At 63.4% G+C, this 22,623-nt stretch carries 27 protein-coding genes; 13 read left to right on the plus strand and 14 right to left on the minus strand.

Features of this window, described 5'->3' with window-relative positions:
* The first annotated feature begins 129 nt into the window (after window positions 1–129).
* The gene (locus JLZ96_RS10495; protein ID WP_201010038.1) at window positions 130–1,284 is read left to right on the plus strand and encodes an NAD(P)/FAD-dependent oxidoreductase; all 1,155 of its coding nucleotides are present in this window, start codon (window positions 130–132) and stop codon (window positions 1,282–1,284) included.
* Here the strand turns inward: JLZ96_RS10495 and JLZ96_RS10500 are convergent.
* Entirely contained in the window at window positions 1,247–2,110 is an 864-nt protein-coding gene (locus JLZ96_RS10500) for a helix-turn-helix transcriptional regulator (protein WP_201010039.1), read from the minus strand. The two genes, JLZ96_RS10495 and JLZ96_RS10500, sit on opposite strands and share 38 nt — an antisense overlap.
* 150 nt (window positions 2,111–2,260) lie before the next feature.
* Here JLZ96_RS10500 and JLZ96_RS10505 point away from each other — a divergent pair, with 150 nt between their 5' ends.
* Window positions 2,261–3,040 (plus strand): NAD(P)H-dependent oxidoreductase, encoded by a 780-nt coding sequence (locus tag JLZ96_RS10505; protein ID WP_201010040.1) that lies wholly within the window; start codon window positions 2,261–2,263, stop codon window positions 3,038–3,040.
* Here JLZ96_RS10505 and JLZ96_RS10510 read toward each other — a convergent pair whose 3' ends face one another.
* Both JLZ96_RS10510 and JLZ96_RS10515 read right to left on the minus strand, forming a co-directional pair.
* A complete protein-coding gene (locus tag JLZ96_RS10510; RefSeq protein WP_201010041.1) occupies window positions 3,041–3,568 on the minus strand; it encodes a hypothetical protein in 528 nt (175 codons plus the stop codon). It lies immediately after the preceding gene.
* Window positions 3,569–3,728: 160 nt separating this feature from the next.
* Window positions 3,729–4,205: a DinB family protein gene (locus JLZ96_RS10515; RefSeq protein ID WP_201010042.1), complete on the minus strand. Its 477-nt coding sequence runs from the start codon at window positions 4,203–4,205 to the stop codon at window positions 3,729–3,731.
* A 133-nt stretch (window positions 4,206–4,338) separates the two neighbouring features.
* On the opposite strand from JLZ96_RS10515, the gene JLZ96_RS10520 reads away from it, so the two are divergent.
* Complete coding sequence (locus tag JLZ96_RS10520) at window positions 4,339–4,761, plus strand: hypothetical protein (protein ID WP_236253880.1); 423 nt, start codon at window positions 4,339–4,341, stop codon at window positions 4,759–4,761.
* 96 nt (window positions 4,762–4,857) lie between these two features.
* Window positions 4,858–5,880 (plus strand): ABC transporter substrate-binding protein, encoded by a 1,023-nt coding sequence (locus JLZ96_RS10525; protein ID WP_201010043.1) that lies wholly within the window; start codon window positions 4,858–4,860, stop codon window positions 5,878–5,880.
* Here the strand turns inward: JLZ96_RS10525 and JLZ96_RS10530 are convergent.
* A complete protein-coding gene (locus JLZ96_RS10530) occupies window positions 5,855–7,138 on the minus strand; it encodes an MFS transporter (protein WP_236253881.1) in 1,284 nt (427 codons plus the stop codon). The genes JLZ96_RS10525 and JLZ96_RS10530 overlap by 26 nt on opposite strands.
* A 194-nt stretch (window positions 7,139–7,332) precedes the next feature.
* On the opposite strand from JLZ96_RS10530, the gene JLZ96_RS10535 reads away from it, so the two are divergent.
* Window positions 7,333–8,523 (plus strand): transposase, encoded by a 1,191-nt coding sequence (locus tag JLZ96_RS10535; RefSeq protein WP_201010044.1) that lies wholly within the window; start codon window positions 7,333–7,335, stop codon window positions 8,521–8,523.
* A gap of 20 nt (window positions 8,524–8,543) precedes the next feature.
* Here JLZ96_RS10535 and JLZ96_RS10540 read toward each other — a convergent pair whose 3' ends face one another.
* On the minus strand, window positions 8,544–8,882 hold the full coding sequence (locus tag JLZ96_RS10540) for a hypothetical protein (protein ID WP_236253883.1): 339 nt from the start codon (window positions 8,880–8,882) through the stop codon (window positions 8,544–8,546).
* A 211-nt stretch (window positions 8,883–9,093) separates the two neighbouring features.
* Here JLZ96_RS10540 and JLZ96_RS10545 point away from each other — a divergent pair, with 211 nt between their 5' ends.
* Together JLZ96_RS10545 and JLZ96_RS10550 are read left to right on the plus strand one after the other, a co-directional pair.
* Window positions 9,094–9,786: a hypothetical protein gene (locus tag JLZ96_RS10545; protein ID WP_201010046.1), complete on the plus strand. Its 693-nt coding sequence runs from the start codon at window positions 9,094–9,096 to the stop codon at window positions 9,784–9,786.
* Between the two features lie 45 nt (window positions 9,787–9,831).
* Window positions 9,832–10,140 carry a hypothetical protein gene (locus JLZ96_RS10550; RefSeq protein WP_201010047.1) on the plus strand — a complete coding sequence of 103 codons (309 nt, stop codon included), beginning with the start codon at window positions 9,832–9,834 and terminating at the stop codon, window positions 10,138–10,140.
* On the opposite strand, the gene JLZ96_RS10555 is transcribed toward JLZ96_RS10550, so the two are convergent.
* From JLZ96_RS10555 to JLZ96_RS10570, 4 genes are read right to left on the minus strand one after another with little or no spacing between them, the layout of a single operon-like run.
* A complete protein-coding gene (locus tag JLZ96_RS10555; protein WP_201010048.1) occupies window positions 10,101–11,417 on the minus strand; it encodes a hypothetical protein in 1,317 nt (438 codons plus the stop codon). The two genes, JLZ96_RS10550 and JLZ96_RS10555, sit on opposite strands and share 40 nt — an antisense overlap.
* Window positions 11,414–11,833, minus strand: a complete 420-nt coding sequence (locus JLZ96_RS10560; RefSeq protein WP_201010049.1) for a hypothetical protein — start codon at window positions 11,831–11,833, stop codon at window positions 11,414–11,416. Before JLZ96_RS10560 ends, JLZ96_RS10555 begins: the two co-directional genes overlap by 4 nt.
* Before the next feature lies 1 nt (window position 11,834).
* The gene (locus JLZ96_RS10565; protein ID WP_167326471.1) at window positions 11,835–11,999 is read right to left on the minus strand and encodes a hypothetical protein; all 165 of its coding nucleotides are present in this window, start codon (window positions 11,997–11,999) and stop codon (window positions 11,835–11,837) included.
* Window positions 11,996–13,879 carry a hypothetical protein gene (locus JLZ96_RS10570; protein ID WP_201010050.1) on the minus strand — a complete coding sequence of 628 codons (1,884 nt, stop codon included), beginning with the start codon at window positions 13,877–13,879 and terminating at the stop codon, window positions 11,996–11,998. Before JLZ96_RS10570 ends, JLZ96_RS10565 begins: the two co-directional genes overlap by 4 nt.
* Window positions 13,880–14,014: 135 nt before the next feature.
* On the opposite strand from JLZ96_RS10570, the gene JLZ96_RS10575 reads away from it, so the two are divergent.
* Window positions 14,015–14,809, plus strand: a complete 795-nt coding sequence (locus JLZ96_RS10575; protein ID WP_201010051.1) for a hypothetical protein — start codon at window positions 14,015–14,017, stop codon at window positions 14,807–14,809.
* Here the strand turns inward: JLZ96_RS10575 and JLZ96_RS10580 are convergent, their stop codons facing one another.
* Window positions 14,810–15,217 carry a hypothetical protein gene (locus tag JLZ96_RS10580; protein ID WP_045841083.1) on the minus strand — a complete coding sequence of 136 codons (408 nt, stop codon included), beginning with the start codon at window positions 15,215–15,217 and terminating at the stop codon, window positions 14,810–14,812.
* A gap of 184 nt (window positions 15,218–15,401) precedes the next feature.
* Between JLZ96_RS10580 and JLZ96_RS10585 the strand changes: the two genes are divergently transcribed.
* Complete coding sequence (locus JLZ96_RS10585; RefSeq protein WP_201010052.1) at window positions 15,402–16,541, plus strand: alpha/beta fold hydrolase; 1,140 nt, start codon at window positions 15,402–15,404, stop codon at window positions 16,539–16,541.
* Here the strand turns inward: JLZ96_RS10585 and JLZ96_RS10590 are convergent, their stop codons facing one another.
* Window positions 16,542–17,084: a MarR family winged helix-turn-helix transcriptional regulator gene (locus tag JLZ96_RS10590; RefSeq protein WP_201010053.1), complete on the minus strand. Its 543-nt coding sequence runs from the start codon at window positions 17,082–17,084 to the stop codon at window positions 16,542–16,544.
* Window positions 17,085–17,158: 74 nt separating this feature from the next.
* Here JLZ96_RS10590 and JLZ96_RS10595 point away from each other — a divergent pair, with 74 nt between their 5' ends.
* The gene (locus JLZ96_RS10595) at window positions 17,159–17,881 is read left to right on the plus strand and encodes an SDR family NAD(P)-dependent oxidoreductase (protein ID WP_201010054.1); all 723 of its coding nucleotides are present in this window, start codon (window positions 17,159–17,161) and stop codon (window positions 17,879–17,881) included.
* On the opposite strand, the gene JLZ96_RS10600 is transcribed toward JLZ96_RS10595, so the two are convergent.
* Window positions 17,878–19,641: a 2-isopropylmalate synthase gene (locus JLZ96_RS10600; RefSeq protein ID WP_236253885.1), complete on the minus strand. Its 1,764-nt coding sequence runs from the start codon at window positions 19,639–19,641 to the stop codon at window positions 17,878–17,880. The genes JLZ96_RS10595 and JLZ96_RS10600 overlap by 4 nt on opposite strands.
* A 51-nt stretch (window positions 19,642–19,692) precedes the next feature.
* On the opposite strand from JLZ96_RS10600, the gene JLZ96_RS10605 reads away from it, so the two are divergent.
* Together JLZ96_RS10605 and JLZ96_RS10610 are read left to right on the plus strand one after the other, a co-directional pair.
* Window positions 19,693–20,373, plus strand: a complete 681-nt coding sequence (locus JLZ96_RS10605; RefSeq protein ID WP_236253888.1) for a FadR/GntR family transcriptional regulator — start codon at window positions 19,693–19,695, stop codon at window positions 20,371–20,373.
* A gap of 118 nt (window positions 20,374–20,491) precedes the next feature.
* Window positions 20,492–20,830: a bile acid:sodium symporter family protein gene (locus JLZ96_RS10610; protein ID WP_201010057.1), complete on the plus strand. Its 339-nt coding sequence runs from the start codon at window positions 20,492–20,494 to the stop codon at window positions 20,828–20,830.
* Here the strand turns inward: JLZ96_RS10610 and JLZ96_RS10615 are convergent.
* Together JLZ96_RS10615 and JLZ96_RS10620 are read right to left on the minus strand one after the other, a co-directional pair.
* The gene (locus JLZ96_RS10615; RefSeq protein ID WP_094651069.1) at window positions 20,817–21,197 is read right to left on the minus strand and encodes a VOC family protein; all 381 of its coding nucleotides are present in this window, start codon (window positions 21,195–21,197) and stop codon (window positions 20,817–20,819) included. The two genes, JLZ96_RS10610 and JLZ96_RS10615, sit on opposite strands and share 14 nt — an antisense overlap.
* 42 nt (window positions 21,198–21,239) lie before the next feature.
* Complete coding sequence (locus JLZ96_RS10620) at window positions 21,240–22,310, minus strand: NAD-dependent epimerase/dehydratase family protein (RefSeq protein ID WP_201010058.1); 1,071 nt, start codon at window positions 22,308–22,310, stop codon at window positions 21,240–21,242.
* A 108-nt stretch (window positions 22,311–22,418) separates the two neighbouring features.
* On the opposite strand from JLZ96_RS10620, the gene JLZ96_RS10625 reads away from it, so the two are divergent.
* Window positions 22,419–22,571 (plus strand): hypothetical protein, encoded by a 153-nt coding sequence (locus tag JLZ96_RS10625; protein WP_196249585.1) that lies wholly within the window; start codon window positions 22,419–22,421, stop codon window positions 22,569–22,571.
* Window positions 22,572–22,623: the final 52 nt, after the last annotated feature.

Consider the following 22,623-nt stretch of genomic DNA (forward strand, 5'->3'; position numbering starts at 1 on the left):
TAAACCCGGCCCCCAGGGGACAGGTCAAACGCGAAGGGCGACCGAGGGCTTCTTCCGCCTACTTGACAGCGTTGGAACACTGTTCCATCCTTACTTGGAACAACGTTCCAACAACGAGCGGAGACATTCATGAAGACATCCATCTCGATCATCGGTGCAGGACTCGGCGGCCTGGTGCTGGCACGGGTACTGCACGCGCACGGAATCGCCGCCACGGTGTACGAGGCCGACGCCACGCCTGACGTGCGCACCCAGGGCGGGCAGCTCGACATCCACGAGGAGGACGGGCAGGTCGCCCTCGCCGCGGCCGGGCTCACAGAACAGTTCCGCGCCATCATTCACGAGGGAGGCGAAGCGACTCGCGTCCTGCGTCCGAACGGCGAGGCTCTGCTCGACGAACCAGACGACGGCACCGGAGGTCGACCGGAGGTACTGCGCGGCGACCTGCGACGCATTCTGCTCGACTCACTGCCGGCCGACACCGTTCAGTGGGGCCACAAGCTCACCTCTGTCCGTCCACTGGGCGACGATCGACACGCACTCGAGTTCGCGAACGGATTCACGACGTTCAGTGATCTGCTCGTCGGGGCCGACGGCGCGTGGTCACGAGTGCGGTCTCTGCTCTCGGATGCCGTACCCAGCTACGTGGGCACCGTCTTCGTCGAGACCTACCTGCACGACGTCGACGCGCATCACCCCGCGACGGCTCGCGCAGTCGGCGGCGGTGCGATGTTCGCCCTCACCCCGGGCAAGGGGATCTCCGTGCATCGCGAGGCCGGCGACATCCTGCACACGTACGTTCAGCTCAATCGCAGCGTCGACTGGATCGACGCGATCGACTTCACCGACGCCGCCTCGGCCAAAGCCGCGATCGCAGCCGAATTCGATGGATGGGCACAGGAATTGACCGCATTGATCACCGACGGCGAGACCGCGCTGGTTCCCCGAAAGATCTTCACGCTCCCCAACGACCACCGCTGGGATCGCACGCCGGGAGTAACCCTCGTGGGCGATGCCGCACACCTGATGCCTCCCTCCGGAGACGGCGCGAATCTCTCGATGTTCGACGGTGCCGAACTTGCTCGCGCCATTGCCGATCACCGCGACAACATCGACGAAGCGCTGTCCGTCTACGAGAAGTCCCTGTTCACCCGCAGTGAGGCAGTGGCCATCCAGTCACACGAAACGCTCGACCTGTGCCTCGGGGAACGATCCCCGTTCGGAATGATCGACCTGATCACCGGCGTCACCCCTGTGAGCTCGGGTGATCGTCTCTCGCAGTAGCACATTCACTGTCCGACGCCGTATCGAGCGCGAGGGCTGCAAGCAGCCGCAAGCCGTCCTCGCTGGCACTGCCGGCCGCGGCGCTCAGGACGATCATCTCCATTCCCGGCTCACCCGGCAGAGCGAAGTTCTCCTGATGAAGCTCCAACAAACCCACCAGCGGGTGACGGTAGGCCTTGCGCCCGTGCGTTCGAGCGCACACATCAGCGCGTGCCCACAGTCGACGGAATCGGTCACTCCCCATGGACAATTCGCCGATCAGCGACGCCAACTGGGGATCGTCCGGATATTGTCCCGCAGCAAGCCGAAGATGACCGACGACATCCATGGTGCAGGTGTTCCAGTCGTCGTACAGCCCCCGCTCGGTCTCTTCGAGAAAGATGTGCCGCGCAGTGTTCAACCCCGGGATGGGTTGGCCGTACAGCACACGCGCAAGTCTGTTGCCCGCAAGCACATTCATGCGGTGATCCATGATGAACGCAGGCGCTCCCTCGACCAGATCGAGGACGCGCAGAAGTTCGGGGCGCACGCGCCCCTTCGGGGTCTTCGCAGGTCGACGACGCCGACGGGCAAGCCGATCCAGGTGCGCCCGTTCGGTGTCGTCCAGAGCGAACACCCGTGCCAAGGCATCGAGAATCTGCTCGGACGGCTGAGTGGCACGGCCCTGTTCGAGACGAACGTAGTAGTCGATGCTGACACCCGACAGGTGAGCGACCTCCTCGCGCCGCAGCCCGTCGACGCGGCGATACCGGTCGACGGGAATTCCGACCGACGCCGGATCGACCCGGGACCGCCGAATCCTCAAGAAGTTCGCCAAATCGTCCACACCTGAAGTATCCCCCGGATTCGTCGGTCGAGAGTGGTACCGCCGATACCAGGAACACCGACCACAGGACATCGCGCCCCTGAACGAGACGGACAGAACCAGACAGGGTGAAGGCGTCACTCGAACACAACTCGACAACAGGGAGCACCCGTGAAGACGCTCATCGTCTACGCCCACCCAGAACCGCAGTCGCTCAACCACTCCCTCAAAGATCTGGCCGTCACCACGTTGGAAGCCGCCGGTCACGAAGTGCAGGTGACCGATCTCTACGGATCGAACTGGAAGGCCGCACTGGACGCGTCGGACTACGGTCCTGCCGCGTCGTCGCCGCTGCGGGTGGCTGCAGATTCCGGACGGGCCTTCGACACTGGCACCCTCACGTCCGACGTCCGCACCGAGCAGGGAAAGCTGTTGTGGGCCGACACCATCATCTTCCAATTCCCCCTGTGGTGGTACTCGATGCCCGCGATCCTGAAGGGATGGGTGGACCGAGTGTTCACCTACCACTTCGCTTATGGCGTCGGCGAACACAGCGACACCAAGTACGGTGAGCGCTTCGGCGAGGGAACCCTCGCCGGCAAAAGAGCACTGCTGTCGGTGACCGTGGGCGGCCCGGAAGCCCACTACTCCGATCGTGGCATCAACGGCCCCATCGACGACCTGTTGTTCCCCATCCACCACGGCGTCCTCTACTACCCGGGAATCGACGTTCTGCCTCCGTTCGTCGTCCACGGATCCGATCGATTGACGGCCGAGGAGTACGCGGTTGCGGCGAAGAACTGGGAACGGCGACTACTCGAACTCGAGGCAACCGAACCAATAGCGTTCAGGAAACAGAACTTCGGCGATTACGAGATGCCGTCCCTTCGTCTCAAAGAAGGCCTCGAAGAACGCGGGCAGTCGAGTTTCGCCTTGCACGTGCGATCGTGATCACCTGTCGCCGAGTGCATTTCTGCGCTGGCAATGAATAGTCAGGTGGCTGCGGGTGCAGGGGTGCGACATGCCGTTGCTCACGATCGACCACGGATCCGACGATTCCTGCCGTGCGAGGATGTATCCCCAGGTTGTTGCCCCTTCGTGCATGGACCCGTCGCCGCCGGTGAGATCGAAGCGCACCGACACCCAGGCCTCGAATCGATAGCCTTCGGCGGCTGTACCCGGGGTCGGGTCTTCCTCGGTAACTCTGACGATCTCGAGGTTGTCCAGGTGCGCACGGGGTGCGTCGAACCAGCCCTGCATCCCCTGCCACCCCTCGTCCGCGACCAAGGACTCACCCGTCGACGAATCGCCGGCGTTGACCGCATCGACCCAACCTCGGACCACCGCTGCCGGGTCCCGCCGATCGACCGTTTCAACCGACTCGCCAGCGGTGCCGCTGTGCGTGCACCCTGCGAGCACCAACGCCAGGAGCACCAGCACGGCACCGAGGCTGGACACTGCCGACCACCGACTCTTCATCGCACCTACTACACACCAAGATTCGCATAGCCACAACGACAACGGTTGCCGTTGCAGTCGGCGCCCCCATGTGGCACTCCCCCAGGCTCCGGCGGCAGAGGGCGTGATGATTCGTACCTTCGTTCATCGAGAACGCGGACAACAGAAACGTCGGCAGTCGTCACGCCCGACGAAGGACGTCGCGCGTGAGCTCCAGCTGGCCGAGGTGTTGGGACAGCTCACGCACGAGGTGAGTCAACACCCATTCCGGGGTGGCGGTTGCGAGCTCCGGGCGTGTGGAACCCATGACGGTCCGATCACGAATCCCCTCGCGCAATGCCATATCCACCCACTCCGGCAGACGCGTACGAACGTCGTCGACCCGTCTGATCAGGTCATCGACCCGGCCGGTGGCAGTGAACTCCGTGGCGCGGTCCCGCGGAAGTTTCAGGCCGGCGATCACCGAGCCTCCCCAGTGCTCGATCACGGCGACACAGTGGAAGACGATGGCGTACGGACTGTTGACACCCGGCAGATCCGGTGTGGTGTTGGCCAGCTCGTCACCCAGGCCCCTGAGGATTTCCGTCATCGACGACAGACTCTCGCCGATGATCACGAGAGTGGCGTCGGCTATGCGTCTTTCGATGTCGTCCTGCATCACCGGACCGTACACCTGACCCCCTCCCGTACCCAGTGTCGATGGCGTCTCGATAGCTCGTTTGCCACCATCTCGCCTCGAATAGAAGAGAGGATGGGGCCATCGCCGGATTCCGAACCCAGTGGAGGTTGTTATGGCAAGACTCGTTCAGCGGCTTGCAGTGTGCGGTGCGGTGATGGTCGGTGCGGCGTTCGCGTCAACTGCAGTGGCGTCCGCGGAGGTGACGATCCCGTTTCAATTCAACCCAGCGCCCTACGGAAACCCCAGGGGCAGTGTCGATTCACCCCCGAGCAATTGCGCCGTGGTGGTCGGCGAGCAACCCGGGATCGCCAAGGTCACGGACGTCCCGAACGCCAACACCGGGTGCTACCTCATTTCCGACGTGCGCTGGGTGAACCTGACTACCGGGGCCAGTGGCAACGCCCGATTGTCCGACGCCCTCTTCGGATTTCCGCACGAGGCAATCGTGTACAGCGGGCCAGGGCAAGTGGTACTCGTCGGACTACCGACTTCCGCAACCACCGTGCCGGGGTTCGCGACGTTCTACGTTCCGTAGCCATTCGAGAAGGTATCGACCGCAGAACGTAGGACAGCACAATCGGGCGAGGGTGGTTTAGATTAGGGCATCCAAACTACGCTCGAAGGAGACTCGATGAATCCCGTGGTGAATCGGCGGACTGCGTTGTCGATGACGTTCGTGTCGGTCGCCGGTCTCGTTGTTGCCGGCTGCGCCAACGGCTCGGCGGAACGTTCGGATGGCTCCAGTTCGGCGGCGAACGTCGAGAGCGGCGCGTTCCCTGTGACGATCGAGCACAAGCTCGGTTCCACGACCATCGACTCCGCTCCCACCCGTATCGCCGCGGTGGGCATCGGCGACTCCGACGTGCTGCTGTCGTTGGGTCTGACGCCCGTACTGGTGCCGGTGTGGAAGGGCTCGACCGACGACGGCATCGGCATCTGGGCCGAACCGACCGTCAAGGGTGACGAACCGGTCGCACTGGCGAATGCGACGACCGAGTTCGACGTGGAGACGATCGCCGCCGCTGCCCCCGATCTGATCATCGCCGTCAACAACGCCATCGACGACAACGTCTACGCGCAGCTCAGTGCGATTGCGCCGACGGTGCTGCACGCTGCGGGTCAGACCGATTGGGTGCTGCCGTGGCAGGAGGTGACCACCAGAATTGGGCGTGCGGTGGGTTTGCCGAGCGCCGCTCAGGCCGATGTCGATCGCGTCGAAGCCCTTGTGGAGCAGGCTCGAACCGACAATCCGCAGTTCGTCGGCAAGACGGCTGCATTGGTCATCAGGTGGAGTGACGGCAAGCTACGGGCGTTCAGTCCCGACTCGGCGCGGGCCCAGCTGTTGACCGCACTCGGCTTCGAAGCACCCGCCGCATTGGCGTCCCAATTCGATGGCAAGTTGAACACCGAACTGTCGGCGGAAGGCTACAGCTTGCTCGACTGTGACTACCTTTTCTTCGACAATTACGAACTCCACCGCGAGTCCATGGAATCGCAGGAGACCTTCACCAGTCTGGGTGTCGTGCGCAACGGTGGATTGATCGCTCTGGATCCGATTGTCTCCGACGCAGTGTCGATGCCGAATCCGCTGACCATCCCGTTCGTGCTGTCTGCGTTCATCGACGACATCAAGGCTGTCGACGCGGCCAGATAGCGTCGGACATCGACGACCACACACCGAGCACGACGGCAGGCACCGCGATGCAACCGGCGACCACCAACCATGGGGTCGCCGCTGCAACGCTGCCGTCGTCGAGTCGATCGTAGAGATACCCGACGCCGATCGTTCCGATCAACGACAGACATCCACCGATGGTGTTGAGCAGCCCGAAATGCGCTCCCAGATAACGCTCTCCGGCAATTCCAGCGAGCGTGTCTCGCATCGAGGGCACCATCAACATCTGCCCCAGGTGCAGTAGCGCGATCCACGCTGCAATCTGCACGTACGGCCACACCGAGTCGGTGATGGTTCCTGGCCCTACCGCCGGAATCACGAACGACGCCGCCATCACGGCCAGGCCGATGGTTGTTGCGGCCCGTGATCCCATCCGTGCCGCGACCGCCACCATCGGCCGCTGACCGACGATCACCAGTACCGCTGCCCCCACGTAGAACCAGCCGAGCAGATCCTGCGAGCCGATGCGTAGTGAGAGTTGCTCGGGCAGCATCAGATACAGCTGAGCGAGCGCGACGAACTGTGCGCTGCACAGCGTGGCCAGGACGACATAGCGTCGATTGCCCAACACCACACGCCAGACCCGGGTGATGGAAGTACCGACGACACTGCCCGTTTCGATTGTCCTGGGGAACAGAAAGTAGAACCCGAACCACATGCCGGCGAACAAGATTGCGGCCACGGCGGCGGAGGCCGAGAACGGGAACACCAGGAGCACCGCCCCCAACGCGGGCCCGAGCACGGTGCCGAGCCGACTGCTCATCTGCTCATAACCGAACAGTTCGGTGCGCTTGATAACGCCCGAGTCTTCGAGCTGTCGACCGATATCAGCGTTGGCCGATTCCACCGCGGGCGCGAACAATGCTGCGGCGAAACCGATCAGCAGAATCCCGACGATCACTGCGGGCAGGCTGCTCGCAAGCGCCAGCACAACGAACCCGACGATGCGTATTGCTATGCCCCACAGAATGACCGGTCGACGACCGAAACGATCGGCGATACTGCCGCCGAGAAAGAACATGCCCTGCTGACTGAACGTGCGCAGGCCCAAGACGAGCCCGACGATCCAACTCGCGAATCCGAGTTCCTCGGACAGATGCACCGCGAGAAACGGAACCACCAGATAGAAGCCGACATTGAACAACACCATCGAAGCCAGCACCAGCTTGACCACCGACGGAAGGTCTCGTAGTCGACCTCGCGCCGACGCACCACCGACTCCAGGGTTGATCGTCACGAACGTCGACACTACTGGCGCGACGGCCGGTGCGGTCTCCTCAGCCCTTCAGGGATCCCAGGTATTCGACCCTTGCTGACGATGTTCTCGATCTCATAAGCTCTGATCATGACATCGCGCGTCGGCGGCTGGGACGATCGTGGCAGCGCAGATCCTTGGAATGTCTCGACGTCCATTCCTAGAGAGCAGGTTTCGTGAAGCACTCCGGAATTGTCGAAGCCGACCATCACCAGTTCGTCGTCGGATCACCGTCTGCAGAGACCTACGAACCAGCTGTGACCGGCAGCGTGATCGAAGTAGGACGGAACTTCGTCACTGTCATGACAGGTGTGGCGTACGGCCCGGTATCGGTGACGGTCGAACTGCTTACTACCGCTCCCGGCGACCCTGGCGCTGAGGTCGAGTGGGAGGTCATCGAAGAAGCCACGATCAAAGTGAGCAAACCGTTCCGGGTCATCACTCTCGATGGTGAGATCTCGCAGGATTTCCCAGCGCTGTCGATAACGAAGGGCCTCAACACCTTCCGCGTCAGCGCGCGAGGTCGAGATGCGAGCCCGGACCAGACCGTCACCGCACCCACCGAGTCCTACCTCGTGCAGGTCTGGAAAGTTACCCAGCCCGCCGCACTGCGGCGACTCCACAAGACCGACACGGTGGGGAACGACGACATCACCGTCCACAAGGTCCGAAGCTGGTGGGACCCGGATCCCGTCGCAGACGCGACCCTGTACATCAAGTACGGCTACGAGCACATGGCGAACCAAGTGAAACAGAACGCGATCAACTGGGGTGGGCGACCACCCACCGACAAGCTGGACCGGGCCGCCACGTCCCAACAGTTCGCGTTTCACGATCGAATGCTCGTCGACGCCCTCGCGCGCGCCCGCGCACCGAAACTTCGCAAGATCGCAGCATGGGCCGTGCGCAGGTCTTACACGTTGGCCGGCGTTGCAGATATCGACTGGATTCGTGCCGGACTCGAGGCGTTCGAGAACAACGTCCCGCTCCCGGCACCGTTCGACGACAGGCACAGCACTAAAGTGTGGGACGCCTTCAACGCCGACACCCGCATCCAGATGTGGGTCACATCGGACAGCGGCGAGCAGGTCCCGACGGCGGCTTCAGTAGCGATCAATTCTTTGACCGAGGCCAGCGGAGACGAGCCGTTCACAGCCCTGTTCTACGCCCTGGAAACCTTACTCAAGGTGCAATATCAGGTCGACCACCCGAACCAGTTGCCATTCCAAAGGCCGGATTACGACCATGTGGGACTCATCTCCGTCGTGCGTCGCGAGTTCTTTCCGAAACTGGCCCCCGCCGACCGATACGAACGCTGGATCGGTCACACGATCGACGATGTGCTGCAAGCAGATGCCGGGCGATGACGGCACGGGTCCTCGATCGATCACGTGCTCTCTGCGAGCTCGCCCATTCGTGTGATGGTGCCGTTCCTGTCGCGCCACACAGCTACGTCGTCGACGAGCTGAGGGCTCATGAACCCGCCGGCATCACCCCACGGCCACGCTGTGTGGGCCTCGGCTACTGCGTTCTGGACAAGATCCGCCATCGACCACAACGCAGCATCTTCATCGGCATCGATGTTCGCGCCGGTGCCGTTGCCGTTCAGACCGTTGGCTCGCCGCCCGGTGATGGTGACCGCGCTCGCAAGCCACACCGCGCCGCCGTCGGGGTCGTACTCGGCTACCCAATCGATGTGTTCGATCAGACCGCTGTACTGGCGCACATGCAGATCACGGCTGAGTCGGTGAATAGCACGCAACCAAGGGTCAGGCAGGTCAGCATGCGTTATCTCGACTCCACTCGATGGCGTCCATGTCCCGGTCAACACTTGCTCTCGGTTCGGGAAGAAGGGGTTCACCACGTGAGTATCCCAGCTGCACATGGGCGGCCGGGTGTCAGATGCGAACCGCTACTCCCTGTTAGGGTTTGGCGGCATGAGGTGGTCGATCATCCCGGTTGCTGCAGTGTTCGTGGCAACCGCATGCGGCACACCGGCCGTGGCCCCACCCACTACCGCGTCGCCGACGTCCGAGCGCTATTACACGACCGCTCCTACCAACGCCCCCGTCGACGAAACCGCCGTTTGTGTGGACTCCGACCAGCCGAACATCACCGAGGACGACTACGTCACGTACTGGCAGACGGTGTTCGACGACCAGCGTGCCGCCTACCCGGATCAATCGTTCCCATCACCTGCACAACTCGCCGAGGACAAGCGCACGGAGTGGCAGCTAGGGCCGAACGACGAAGTTCCGAGCGGCGGAGATGCAGCCTTCTCACGTGCAGTGTGCGGTCTGCCCATCAACGACGGGCAGCTGCACTCGGGGGTCGAGTTCCGCGCCCTCCGAGGCCAGGTTGCACAGTATGGACGCGCAGCGTGCAACTCGGTCGCCGGTTCCGGAGTCCGCCAGATGTGGGAGCAACTGCATCCCACCGACCGGGCGGCCCCGTCGATTGCTGGTGATCAGGCAGCCCAGTTCGATCTTCTTGTCTATTCGGCACTGGCATATGTATGTCCGCAACTGGCCGACTACCAGGGTCTGCCCGTCATGAAAGATTGTGCCGACTTCGTGCCAGACCCCTCGGCAGATCCCGAAGCGCGGGTTTTCTGTCGCAGTGAACGCTGAGCTCGGGATGTCGTCGTCTGGCACGCACTCCGTCATGATGTACCGGTGCCATCTATCGATCCGTTCCATGCCCTCGTTCTGATGAACGCTGTGTTCGCCTCAGCAGCATGGTGTCTGGCCAGGCCGTCGTGGCCCGCGGCGATATCGCTGAGTGTCGTCTCGGTGCTGTGGCTGTTCTTCAACGCCCCCATCGAAGGCAGAACCTTGTACGTGGTCGACGCAGAGAGAGGTCTCACCGAGTCCGACTTCCTCACACTCGCCGGGTTGGTGTTGGCCGCGGTGACGATTGTCAGGGTCCGGCGCGAGGGGACCGATTACGCACCGAACAGCAGGAACAATCCGCCGAATGTGTAGAGCACCATCACGACCATCATGGCGAGTTGACCGGTAGCCGCGTGTTCTTTCGGCAGTGTTCGCAGCGACGCGTCGTGGGCGAGGGTGATGCCCACCAGGTGCCCCACCACGACCGACAGGACGGCGATGCCGGCGACGACCGACGGGTGGCTGGACAGGACGTAGGAGACCGATGCATCCTGCAGCCCGAGTACATTCGCTCCGTTGCCCAATGGATCCGATAGCGAAATGATTGTCTGCTGGCCCTTCTCGACGAAGTACGTGAGGTAGTGAGCCGTCATGTAACCCACCACGATCGGAATCAGGGAATGGGCGAGCAGGCCGGGTAGCGCGGAGCGACGACTACGCGACACTCCCCCGGTGGCACGGGCCGCACTCCAGAACGCCGCTCCGACAACGCAGATAACGGCAATCAACCCGAGAGTTCTGGTCGGCACCGATCCGAGAGCGGATTCGTCGACCAACGAACGCCATGCCGGTATCTGCCCGATGCTGTCGAAGGCGGTGGACCCGAGCAGAACGGCGAGCACGGCCACCGTGCCCCGCTGCACCGGCAGGCTCACCGCACCGTCGAGCGGATACCGCAGCGCCAGCAGGCCGGACGCGGCATCTCGGGTGATTGGAGACAACCGAGATACGGTGTCGCTGTACACCTCGAAAGGGTCTGCACGAGAGAACCATTCGTCGCCGAAGATCGCCGCACCGACTGCCATCACCACGACGTACACCCCGCACCACAGACGAACAGCCGATACCGAGCCCGAGTCGGGTGAAGCCAGTTCGAGCCAGACGAACGCGAAGAGTCCGACAACGGCTGGTACGCAACCCCATTCGCGTCGATACGGGACGATTGCCGCCGACGTCGGACGACGCAACAGCCCGCACACGACGCGGTGTAGTGCCCGCATCGGAGACACGATTCGCCAGAAACGCCCCAACACCAGCGACGCCGGAACGATGCCCACCCACACCAGAACGTAGAAGGTGCCGAGCAACGCGTTGCCGGAATCCTGTGGCCCCCACACCGATGCTGCGACGACAGTGCCCGCCAGCAGTACCGACAAGGTCCCGGCGAGTCCGCGGACGAGCGCCGAATCAGCCACCACCGTCGTCCGCGGCAACGCCACGACGACACGCGTGGGTTCGAGTCTGGGGCGACGCCATGCGAACAGCAGCAGCACGAACGACGCCGCCAGCGCCCATGCCCCTCCGATCAGGGCATAGGTGACCGGGATCGGCAGATCGGTCGACCCGCCGAGGCCGTGGGCGAGAATCACGGACGAACGACGAGCGTGGCGACAGTGCGATCGCTGTGGTGCAGTTCGACATCCACCTGTCCAGGCACGTCGACGGTGAACGTGAACAGCTGATCTTTGCCTGGCTCGATCTCGAAGGTGTGCTCGGGAACCGAATGCACGTGCAGTTCGTCGGTGATATCACTGCTGATCGACATCGAAATCGATTGCCCCACAGACGCGTCGAGGCGTTGATTGGTCGGTTCGACCGTGTCTCCGACGATCGAGACATTCATCCGCAGAGTATCGAGCTGCGCGGAGACCGACGGGGTGGAGTCGGTGCTGGACACCGGTTCTGCCGCGGTGGGCGAGGTACCGCCGGACGACGATCCGCAGCCGGCCACCAGCGCCACCGTTGCACACCCGATGATCGCTGCCCGCAGTAGCGACGGTCCCATGTCAGTGCTCTCCTTCTTGTTCGAGTTTCTCTGCGCGCTCCGCCCGGCGGTCCTTCCTGACGACGTACAGCACCGCGGCTACGATGATCAATGCGGGCGCGACTGCCGGAATGGCCAACACCACAGAGTGATCGGCGAGATAGACGACGTCGGATGCTGCCGTCATACGGAGCTCGAATCCAGCGTCCTGCGGGACACCGATGCTCCCGGGGTCTCGGTACTGATGCGCACTGCGCCCCACGACAGAGCCCAGATCAATGCCAGAGTGCAGACGAGCACAACCAGTGATGCGGCACCGAACAGCCACGCCGGGTGATCGAAGCTCCGCTCACGCTGCAGCAGCGCAGTCTCGCTCTGCAACTGCCGCGTGAACTGGGCGTCGGCCGAGACCTCGGATGCGCCGATGCCGGGATCGGCCGCCATGAAGATCGGCGTTCCGGTCAACGTTCGACCGTCCTGGATACGCAGGAACGTCTTCCACGTTCCGTGCGCCGGAACCGGACGGGTCGACTGATACATCCCGGGCCCGGTTCGTTCGAGACGATCGACGACCAGACCACGCAGAGTGTCACCGGCTCCCTGCCATGCCAGGATTGCCACCCACTCGGGGTCGTCGGACACCAGATCGGCTGGATCGAGACGGACCGTCGCCGTCACCATCCGGCCACCGTCCTGAGGCGCGGCATCGGCGAGAGTGACCGTCGCCGTTGCGTTTTCCGGTACGTCGATCATCAATCCGTTGGCTGTCGCGCCGCCGAGGACGAGTACCAACGCGACGACGATCGTGCGCCGGACGGCAGGTGCCGGCAGCCCGTCACCGCTGAGCAGTTGCGCGAACAGTCCCGCCGTCAGCCCACACATGACGCCGACGGGTACTGCCATCGCGAGTGCCTCGACCCACATCGACGTCGGCCACGGGTAGACGAATACCGCCTCTATCCACAACGATTCGAGCCACAGGCCCACGGTGGCGGCAGCGAATCCAGCGAGCATTCCGAATGGAAGTCTGTGCACCACGAGCGGAGTGAGACCGACGAGTTCGACCACCACCGCGATCCCGAGGAACAGCGCGAAGACGTTGTGCGGTTCACCCAGAACTGGACCGACGACAAATGCCGTCAGCTCGCGAATGACCGCGGCAAATGCGACGACGAACAGAGTCGCGCCCCGTCCCACGACCAGTCGTGCGGCGACGAGTGCGAACGCGCCGGCACCGACGATGAGCATCGGTTGGAACACCAACCGGAACTGCTCGACTCCGAAATCGAATTCGATCTGGAACACCGACAGCCCGATGAGGAGACCACCGAAGGCGCTGGCTTTGAGAACCCAGGACAACACCGAGCGTCTGGGCCCCTGCGCAGTCTCGTCCACCTCGTCGGGGGACGTCTGCTGTGCTGCGGCGAGCGCCAGTCTGCCTTCGTGCTCGAGCAGCAGGACTCCGATCAGAGACAGTCCGGCACCGCCGATCAGCATCAGGTGCGTCGGGCCCCACAGCGTGACGTCCTGGCCGAAGATGCGGTGCCAGATGTCGTCCAACGGAAAACCGATGAGCGCATACAGTCCACTGCCCGCGATCAGCAGACCGCCCGTGGGCGCGTACCAGGTGCGGGTGATCTTGACGGCCGCGCGACCGGGCTTCTCGTCGAGCGGCAGAATGATCGCCAGCGCGCCCGCGATGAACAGGAAGAACAAGCCGACCAGGATGAAGTAGTGGGCCGGGTTGGCCAGTGGTCCCTCGTCGCGCCCTCGTCCGATGTGCAGGCTGACGTCCCAGATGAACCCGAAGAATGCCGTCAGGATCGTCGAAACGAACAGGACGAGCGGCAACGCCGCCCAGCCGGGCAAGTTCAGTTTCGATCCCGCGTAGTCCGCCAGCCTCGCCAACCACGTGATGCGGCGAGTGCGGTGCATGAATGCCAGGTACAGCAGAAACAACGACACGACGGCCGCGGCTGCCGTCATACCGAAGACCTGGTCCAGCGCCGCGCCTCCGCTTTCCGACTGAGCAATGACGTTACTCGTCGTCACACTTACATTGACCATAGCGAGAGTATGGACCACGGGCCGCCGTTTCGGTGAAGTTCGGGACAATCGGTGGCTCACTGCTTCTCGATCTAGTCCTACAGAGTGATGTGCGCCCGGCCCCCCGATGATTGACTCTCGTCCGTGAGTCACCCAATGAGTAAGCCCATCCACCGCGGCCGCTGGTCGATCGTTCTGTTGGCATGTGCAGGGGCATTATTGGTAGCCGCGTTCGTTCTCGGACCGGCCGCTCTGCTGCGGGGAAGCTACCCCCAGTTCCAGGATCAGTCCGCCATGGGCGAGCTGCTCGGCCGTGGATTGGTCGAGTACTGGGGCAGCGGTGTTCGCACCTTTCCTCCCGGGTTGGCGGAGATGGTGGACTACTGGTTCGCATGGCACGCCATCAAGATCGTCATCTCGGTACTGCTGACCGCCGTTCTGGGCCTGCTGGCAGCGACGCTGTGGGGGCGATCTCTGACTGCCGGCATGGGCTACGTGATCGCTGCGAGTACTTCGACCGTGCTGTCACTGTTTTCGGTGTTCGTGGCCGTGATCAACATCCAGTCGACGGTAGCTCCCGTCGTCGCCCTGCTTCCGATGCTCTCCGACGACAACGCGGACGGGAAGACGGCGCAGTCACTGATCGACAACGGTGTGCGGAGCGGAGATACGAGGCCGCCTCTGCTCGAGCTGCTCACGCAGGTCGAGCATTACAACTGGGCGGTGATCGTCGCGACGGGTGTGGTGATCGCCGTTGTCGGTACCGGAACCGTGATCGCGTTCCGTCAATATGCGGCGACGGACACGACAGACGCCGCTCACCGTCGAATGTTCGTCACCCTCGGGTCACTCGGCGCGCTGATGACGATCGGGATGGCTCTGCTCTTCGTCGCCGCCGTCGTGGCGGTCGTCGATCCGGGAGAAGCGCTCCTCGGATCAGTCGGCGTGTAACTACTGCCGGCTGCGGTCGCGGGCACGCGCGCGGAATTGTCCGATCGCGAGGATGGTCAACGCGACCCCCAACAGGGTGAGGGGGATTTGGGCGCGGGGCGCGTCGATATCGAGTACGAGGATCTGCCACACCACCCACCCGATGGTCACCAACCCCACGAACACGACACACGTCGGAGCGTCGTATGCATCGACGAGCACAGCAGCAACCGAGATCAACGATCCGAGTCCGAGAAAGATCAGCACGAACAGCCCGGAGATTCGGTAGTCCCAGGTATGCCACGCAGGGAGCATGTCGACATCCAAGCCCAGTGACCGACCGGTGGGGTCGGAGGTCAACGACATTCCGTTGAACGTTCCGGCTGCACCCAACAGGATCAGCAGTGCCACCGTCGATAGCTTGTTCACGGTGACGTCATGTGTTGGTCGTCCTTCGGTTGCGGCCGCACCCCGGCGTAGTTGTCGATTCTGCCAGAACAAGTCCGATTGGTCTCGTTCTATTCAGACCAGTTTCAGCTGCGCCCCTGTGTACTCTGCCTGCGGGGCGGGTTCGGGCAGAACGTCGCCATGGACGGTCGAACCGAAGGAAGCCATGAAGATTCGCACCATCTTGATTCTGCCTGCAGCGGTGGCAGTGTTCGGCGGCGCGGGACTTCTCAGCCCCATCGCCGACGCGGCACCGGCAACGTCCATCGATGTGCTTCCGCGGCTGATCGACGGTGCCGCAGCGGGTTACGCACTGTCCTACGCAACCACCGACGAGCACGGGCGCGGCGCGATTGCCCGCGGGCAGGTCTACCTCCCCTCCGGCACACCACCACCGGGAGGATGGCCGGTCGTGTCGTGGGCCAAAGGGACCGTCGGCGTGGGTGATTCATGCGCCCTGAGCACAGCACTCGACGACGGTGCCGCCGAGGACCCCATGGCCGTCGAGCTGTCCAAGCCCCTGCTCACCCAGCTGCTACGAAGCGGCACGGCCGTTGTCTCGACGGATTACATCGGACTCGGAACCACCGACGCCCACCACTACCTGAACAGCATTTCGGAGGCGAACGCCGTCACCGACATGGTCAGCGCTGCCGCAGACGAACTTCCCGAGCTGTCGCGCACCTGGGTTGCCGCCGGACACTCTCAGGGCGGCGCAGCAGCACTCACCACCGGGGCTCGCGCCGACATCTACGGAGAACGGTCGGATTTTCGCGGGGTGATGTCGTTCGCACCGTCGTCGAACCTCGAAGCCGTCCTTCCTCTGCTCTCACCCACCACTCCCCGAATCGCACCTCTCGACAACATCACGGCCACCCTGATCTACGTCCTGTACGGGCTCAGGGATTCTCGGCCGGATCTCGACGTGGACAGCTATCTCAGCGAACTGGGGCGCGACTACCTGGCGCATGCAGAGGACAATTGCATCAGCGACCTACGACAGAAGGCCAGTGGCGTTGCACCACAACAGCTCCTGGCTCGATCGCTCTCCGACCCCGCCATGACCTCGGCTATCCGCGACTACTTATCCGTGCCGACCACCGGTTACACACGGCCGGTGACCATCGAGCAGGGGCTTGCCGATACCGTCGTGCCGCCGGCTCTGACGACCGCCCTCGCGGCGGAACTGGTGGCACAGGGCATCCGCGACGTGACCTACCTGCCCGTGCCCGGTGCCACTCATTACGACGTCATTGCCGCAACCGTCGACGACGCCCTGCCCCGCATACTCGACATGTTGCGCTGATCAGCCACCGACATGCGGCGGACGACGATCGCTGCCGAGCACGTCGTGCATTTCCCCGAGCAGTCGTCGCAGTAGCGATTCCAACTGCTCTTTCTCCCGAGCAGTGAGGTTCTCGAGCAGCTCCGCCTCCCGTCCCAGTACCTCGTCCACGAGGCGTTCGACTGTGCGATGGCCGGATTCGGTCAGTTCGACGTCGACCTGCCGTGTTCCATCGGAACGGGGATGACGGACGACGAGACCCTGCTGCTCCGCACGATCGACGCGTTGGGTGATCGCCCCAGCCGTGACGAGCGCCGCGCCGGCGAGCTCCCGGGTACCGAGTCGGTACGGAGGCCCGGCCCGGCGAAGCGTCGACAACAGATCGAGGATGGCCGAGTCGGCTCCGGACTGCCTCAGCAGACGAGCCCGATCGTCACCGAACAGCTTGGCTACGTGAGCAATTCGAGTCACGATGGCAATCGAGTCGACGGGCGTGTCCGGGCGCTCTCTCGTCCACGCAAGGGCGATCGCGTCGATGGGATCATCCGGATCGAGATCGGTCACTGTTCGCTCCCCGCTGTCATGTGATGTAGCTTCGTTTAGGTCTAAACGAAGTCTACAACGTCGAGGAGATCGAAGTGACACGAACAGTCGTGGTAACCGGAGGCGGCACCGGCATCGGACGCGCGATAGCAACCCGCTTCGCAGAAGACGGTGCGCACGTGATCATTACAGGCCGACGGCTGACCGCTCTCGAACACGCCGCCCGAGACATTGCCGGAAACGTCGAAGCGGCTCCCGTCGATGCAACCGATGCAGGGGCCGTGACGGCGTTCGCAGCACAAGTCGGGCCGGTCGACGTACTGGTCAACAATGCCGGCGGCAACACCGATTTCGACCGCACACCGCCGAACAGCCTGAGCGACGTTGCCGATTCGTGGCGAGCGAACTTCGAGTCCAATGTGCTCACGGCCGTCCTGATGACCACCGGCCTGCTTCCGCGACTGAACGACGGCGGTGCCATTGTCACCATCGGGTCGATCGCCGCAGACAAAGGATCGGGCTCGTACGGCGCGGCCAAGGCCGCCATTGCGTCGTGGAACATCGACCTCGCGCGTCAGCTCGGTTCGCGATCAATCACCGCGAATGTTGTTGCGCCCGGCTACATTGCCGACACCGAGTTCTTCCGCGACGTCCTGACCGACGACGCGAAGGACGGTATGGCCGCGTCTGCCATGACCGGACGCGCCGGAGCACCACGGGACATAGCCGAGATGGTGGAGTTCCTGGCCTCCGATCGCGCCCGTCAGATCACCGCCCAGACATTCGCCGTCAACGGCGGTGAGTGGCCATCCCGTTAGGTCGACGCGTTTGCGGCACGAAGAACCGCGTCGAGGGTGGCGGACAGAACGGAGCGATCGATCCCTGCCGCCCATCGAGACCCGGTGGCAGTGCGATATTCGAGCATCGAGACCGCATCACTGTCGTTGCCGGCTCGCACACTCGTCTGCGTCAGACCGAGGATGTCCACGTGCCTGCCATGAGCAGACAACGCGTCGACGAGCGCCTCGACGGGTCCGACTCCCGTGTGTGAAGACTCGAAGGACGTGCCGTCGATCTTCAACGTGATGCAGGTGTCGGCGGACCCGTCGTCGTCGTGAGAGTCGAAACCGACCAGGGTCACGTCGGGTTCGTCTACACCGATGTACACCTTCTGGAAAACGTCCCAGAGTTGCTCGGCCGACAGTTCGGTACCGATCGAATCCGTGCGGGCCTGCACGTGCCGGGCGAGGTCGATCTGCAGGCGACGCGGAAGTTCGATGCCGTAGTGGGTTTCGAGGAGATACGCGATTCCTCCCTTGCCCGATTGCGAATTGACGCGAATGACCGCGTCGTACGAGCGACCGATGTCGCTGGGGTCGATCGGTAGGTACGGCACCCGCCATTCGATGTCGCGCTCGGAGCGGCCTTCGCTCAGCGCCCGAGTGCGATGCTCGACGAAACCCTTCTTGATGGCGTCCTGGTGCGTACCGCTGAAGGCGGTGTGTACGAGGTCGCCGACATACGGATGCCGCGGGTGAATCTCGAGCTGGTTGCAGTATTCGACGGTGCGCCGAATCTGATCGATGTCGGAGAAGTCGATCATCGGATCGACACCCTGAGCGTGCAAATTCAATGCGAGAGTGGCGATGTCGACGTTTCCGGTGCGTTCGCCGTTACCGAACACGCAGCCCTCCACCCGTTGCGCTCCGGCCAGGACAGCAAGCTCGGCGCAGGCAATGCCGGTCCCGCGGTCGTTGTGTGGATGCACCGACAGGATCACGCTGTCTCGTCGCGCAAGGTTGTCGTTCATGTACTCGATCTGGTCCGCGTAGACATTCGGCGTCGCGACCTCCACTGTGGCAGGCAAATTCAGGATGACCGGCCGCTGCTGCGTCGCGTCCCACAGAGTCGTCACCGCATCGCAGACATCGAGGACGTAGTCGGGTTCGGTGAGATTGAAGACCTCGGGTGAGAACTCGAATCGCACGTTGGGCAGGTCGCCGGCAAGTTCGAGAACGTCGGCTGCGCCCGAAAGTATCAGTGAGCGAAGCTCGTTGACCTCCCGGCCGAGCACGACCTCGCGCCACGTAGGAGCCGTGGCGGTGTACATGTGGATCACGACGTCGTTGGTGATTCCGCGGATCGACTCCACGGTTCGCTCGATCAGGTCGCGTCGAGCCGGGGTGAAGACGACCACGGTGACGTCGTCGGGTGCCAGATCGGTGTGTGCCAGCAGCCGCACGAAATCGAAATCGGTCTGCGATGCCGAGGGATACCCGACTTCGATTTCCTTGTAGCCCATCGCAACCATCAACTCGAAGAACTGTTTTTTGCGGGCAGGATCCATCGGCTCGGGCAACGCTTGGTTGCCGTCGCGCAGATCGACCGGCACCCACAGCGGCGCCTCGGTCAACCGTCGCTCCGGCCAGCGACGCCGGGTCAGCGGAATGTCGACCTTGGCGTAGACGTCACGGTAACGATGCGACGGCATCTGGGAGTGCCGCTGCCGATTCCAGGTGGGCGCGCCGGCGGGAACGGGTCCGGCGGGAGTGGACAGAGTGGGGAAATCTGTGCGCATACGAGCAATGTAGCACCACTCCTCAGACAAGCTGAGGAGTATTGTTCGACTGTGACCGCGATACGCCGAACCTCGTTGGCCGATCAGGCCGCCGAACTGTTGCATGCCAAAATTCAGTCCGGTGAGTGGCCGGTCGGCACCAAACTGCCAGGTGAAACGACCCTTGCCCCCATGTTCGACGTCGGCCGATCGACGATGCGCGAAGCCATCAGACAACTGGCGGGGCGCGGAATCCTCGTCACCCGGCAGGGATCAGGAGTCTTCGTCGAATCGATCGACGAGGCGCGGACGGACTGGGACAAAGTTCTCCAGCGCGCGCACATCACCGCCGTCCTCGAGGCCCGCCTCGCCATCGAAGGTGAGGCAGCAGCTCTCGCCGCAGCCCGACGCACTCCCACCGACCTCGACGTCATCCGTCGCTCACTCGAGCTACGCAACACCGCCCGCGCCGACGCGGTCGATCTGGTGGAGGCGGACATGGCTTTTCACCGCTCCATCGTGGTCGCGTCGCACAACGACATCCTGCTCGAACTCTTCGACTCCATGACTCCACGGTTACGGACCGCGATGATCGACATGCTGAAGATCAAGGGCGCGTTCGGAGAGGACTCGGACCACGACACCCACGCCGACGTCGTCGAGGCAATCGCCGCACGCGAAGAGCACCGCGCTCACGCGCTCACCCGCACACATCTACTGGAGTTGTCGACGACCATCGCTCCACCGACGTGAGCACAGGCCAGTTAAGGCTTGTCAGCTACTAACACCGTCCGAGTACAGAATCCGGTGCAGCTGACCGCGCTCACCGCGGTCAGCTGCACCGGATTTTCACCGTTGTGTGGTTGTCCTCGTGGTGTCCGCCAGCGCGCCGACCCTGCTGTCGATCGGTGCCCTCATCGTCGTTGCCGTCGTGCTGCACAACTCGCTGGGGCTCGCGGTGTGCTACGGAATCGGTAGGGCATGCGCACTCGATGTGGCCAGCCGCCGCGCAATCAGCATCGAAGTCGGCATGCAGAACTCCGGCTTGGCAGCGGCACTGGCTTCGGTTCACTTCTCACCCGCTGCAGCGCTCCCCGCGGCGGTCTTCTCGGTGTGGCACAACGTATCCGGATCGCTGCTCGCCAGCTACTGGTCCAGACGGTCGACGGATGCCGATCACCGCCAGAACAGCACCGTCAGACGGGACTGAGTCTCGGACGCAGCAAACAGAATTCGTTGCCTTCCGGATCCGCCAGTACGTGCCACGATTCCTGGCCGGTCTGGCCGACGTCCACTCGTCGGGCACCGAGGGTGAGCAGTCGTTCGAGCTCGGCGTCCTGATCTCGATCGGTTGCATTGACGTCGATGTGCAGTCGAGGTTTCGCCGGCTCGGGATTCTCGCTAGGGATGAAAATGATGGTCGGCTGCGAGCCGCCGAAACCGTCGCGCGCACCGATCTCGACGGAACCGTCACCCTCCCTGTCCAATACGACGAAGTCCAACACCTCACACCAGAACGTCGCCAAGGCCTCGGGATCGCGACCTTCGAGTACCAATTCACTGATTCGACATGCCATGAGCGCGAATTTACACCTGGCACGGCGTCGGACATGCGGTGTTCACGGCCTCTTCGCGCGGGAGATGAATCCTCGACGACCGAAGGCGCGGATGCGGTCGGCAACCGTACGTGAGCGCAGCGCGCTCGTGATGGACCCTGCGTTGTCGCGCATTCCGCGAATGACCTCCCGGGCGACGTCCGGACCGTCGATTCGCGGAGTCCAGTCCAGATCCCGTCGAGCGCGGTCGGTGTTCAACATCGGGGTGGCGAACGCGAGATCGACCCAACCGTGGTGGACTGCGGACACGTGGGTCTCGAAGCCGAGGCGCGCAGCAGCGGACAACACCCGAGAGGGCACGGGCACGATGCGCGCACCGAACGCGTCGGCCACGTCGTGGGCTCGCACGGGTGTAGGGCCGCCGAGGTTGTACGGCCCGGTTGCACGCCGATCCAGCACTCGCACAATGGCATCGGCAACATCGTCGCTGTGTGCGGCCGGAACGGCGAACGACCTGTCGATGGGCAGGATCGGAAGATGATCGACGATTGCCGTCGGCACGAGATCGGGCAGGGCGTATCGCAGTAGCGCACTTCCGAACTCGTACTGCCCGATCAGGCCCGGCCTGATTCGAGCGACCGCGACATCGGGATGCGCTGCCTCGAACTCGTCGAGCACATCCTCGGCGGCGGCCTTGTCCATGCTGTACGTCGACAGAGACACCCCCGTTCTCGGCCATGACTCGTCCACCTTCTCGCCGTACGACCCCGGTGCGTACACCCCGCCGGAAGACATGTGCACCAGATGAGGAACTCCTGCGTCCGCACAGGCAGTTGCCACCGTGCGCACCGCGTCGACATTGACTGCCCGTAGATAAGAGCGCTCCCGCATCGGCTGAAAAGCGATGGCCAAGTGAACGACTGCATCTGCATCACGCATTACCGCGGGCAGGCGATCCGCGGCGTCGGCGGCCGTCACGTCCAGCGATACCCACTCCATTGTCGGGAACGGAGATTCGGTTTCCGGTGGACGCCGCGCGACCCCGACAACCGAATCGTTCGGACGATCCCGTGCCAACGCTCGCAGCAGGGCCGTGCCGGCATTTCCGGTTGCTCCGACGACGACTGTTCGCATCTTCTACCTCCGGTGATCCCCCCCCAGTCGAAGTGCCCTCGTGTGCGTCGATCGAAACCGATGTGATCCACGGGTTTGAGCCGCCATCCTCCCGGGCATCGAATCACCATGACTGAAAACAACGAACCGACCCTCGACGACGTCATGATCCCCACCGAGGAAGCTCACCCCGACCACAAAGAGCACGCCAAGACGCCGAAGCATCTCGACGACAGCGACCTCGACGCGCGTACCGAGCACGAGCGCAACGAAGTGAACTGACGACGCATCGAACCACCGCCATGGCGGTCGCATTTCCCGGTTTCCACCGAAA

The organism is Rhodococcus sp. NKCM2511, from assembly GCF_014905595.1.
In the GTDB taxonomy this organism is placed as follows: Bacteria; Actinomycetota; Actinomycetes; order Mycobacteriales; family Mycobacteriaceae; genus Rhodococcoides; species Rhodococcoides fascians.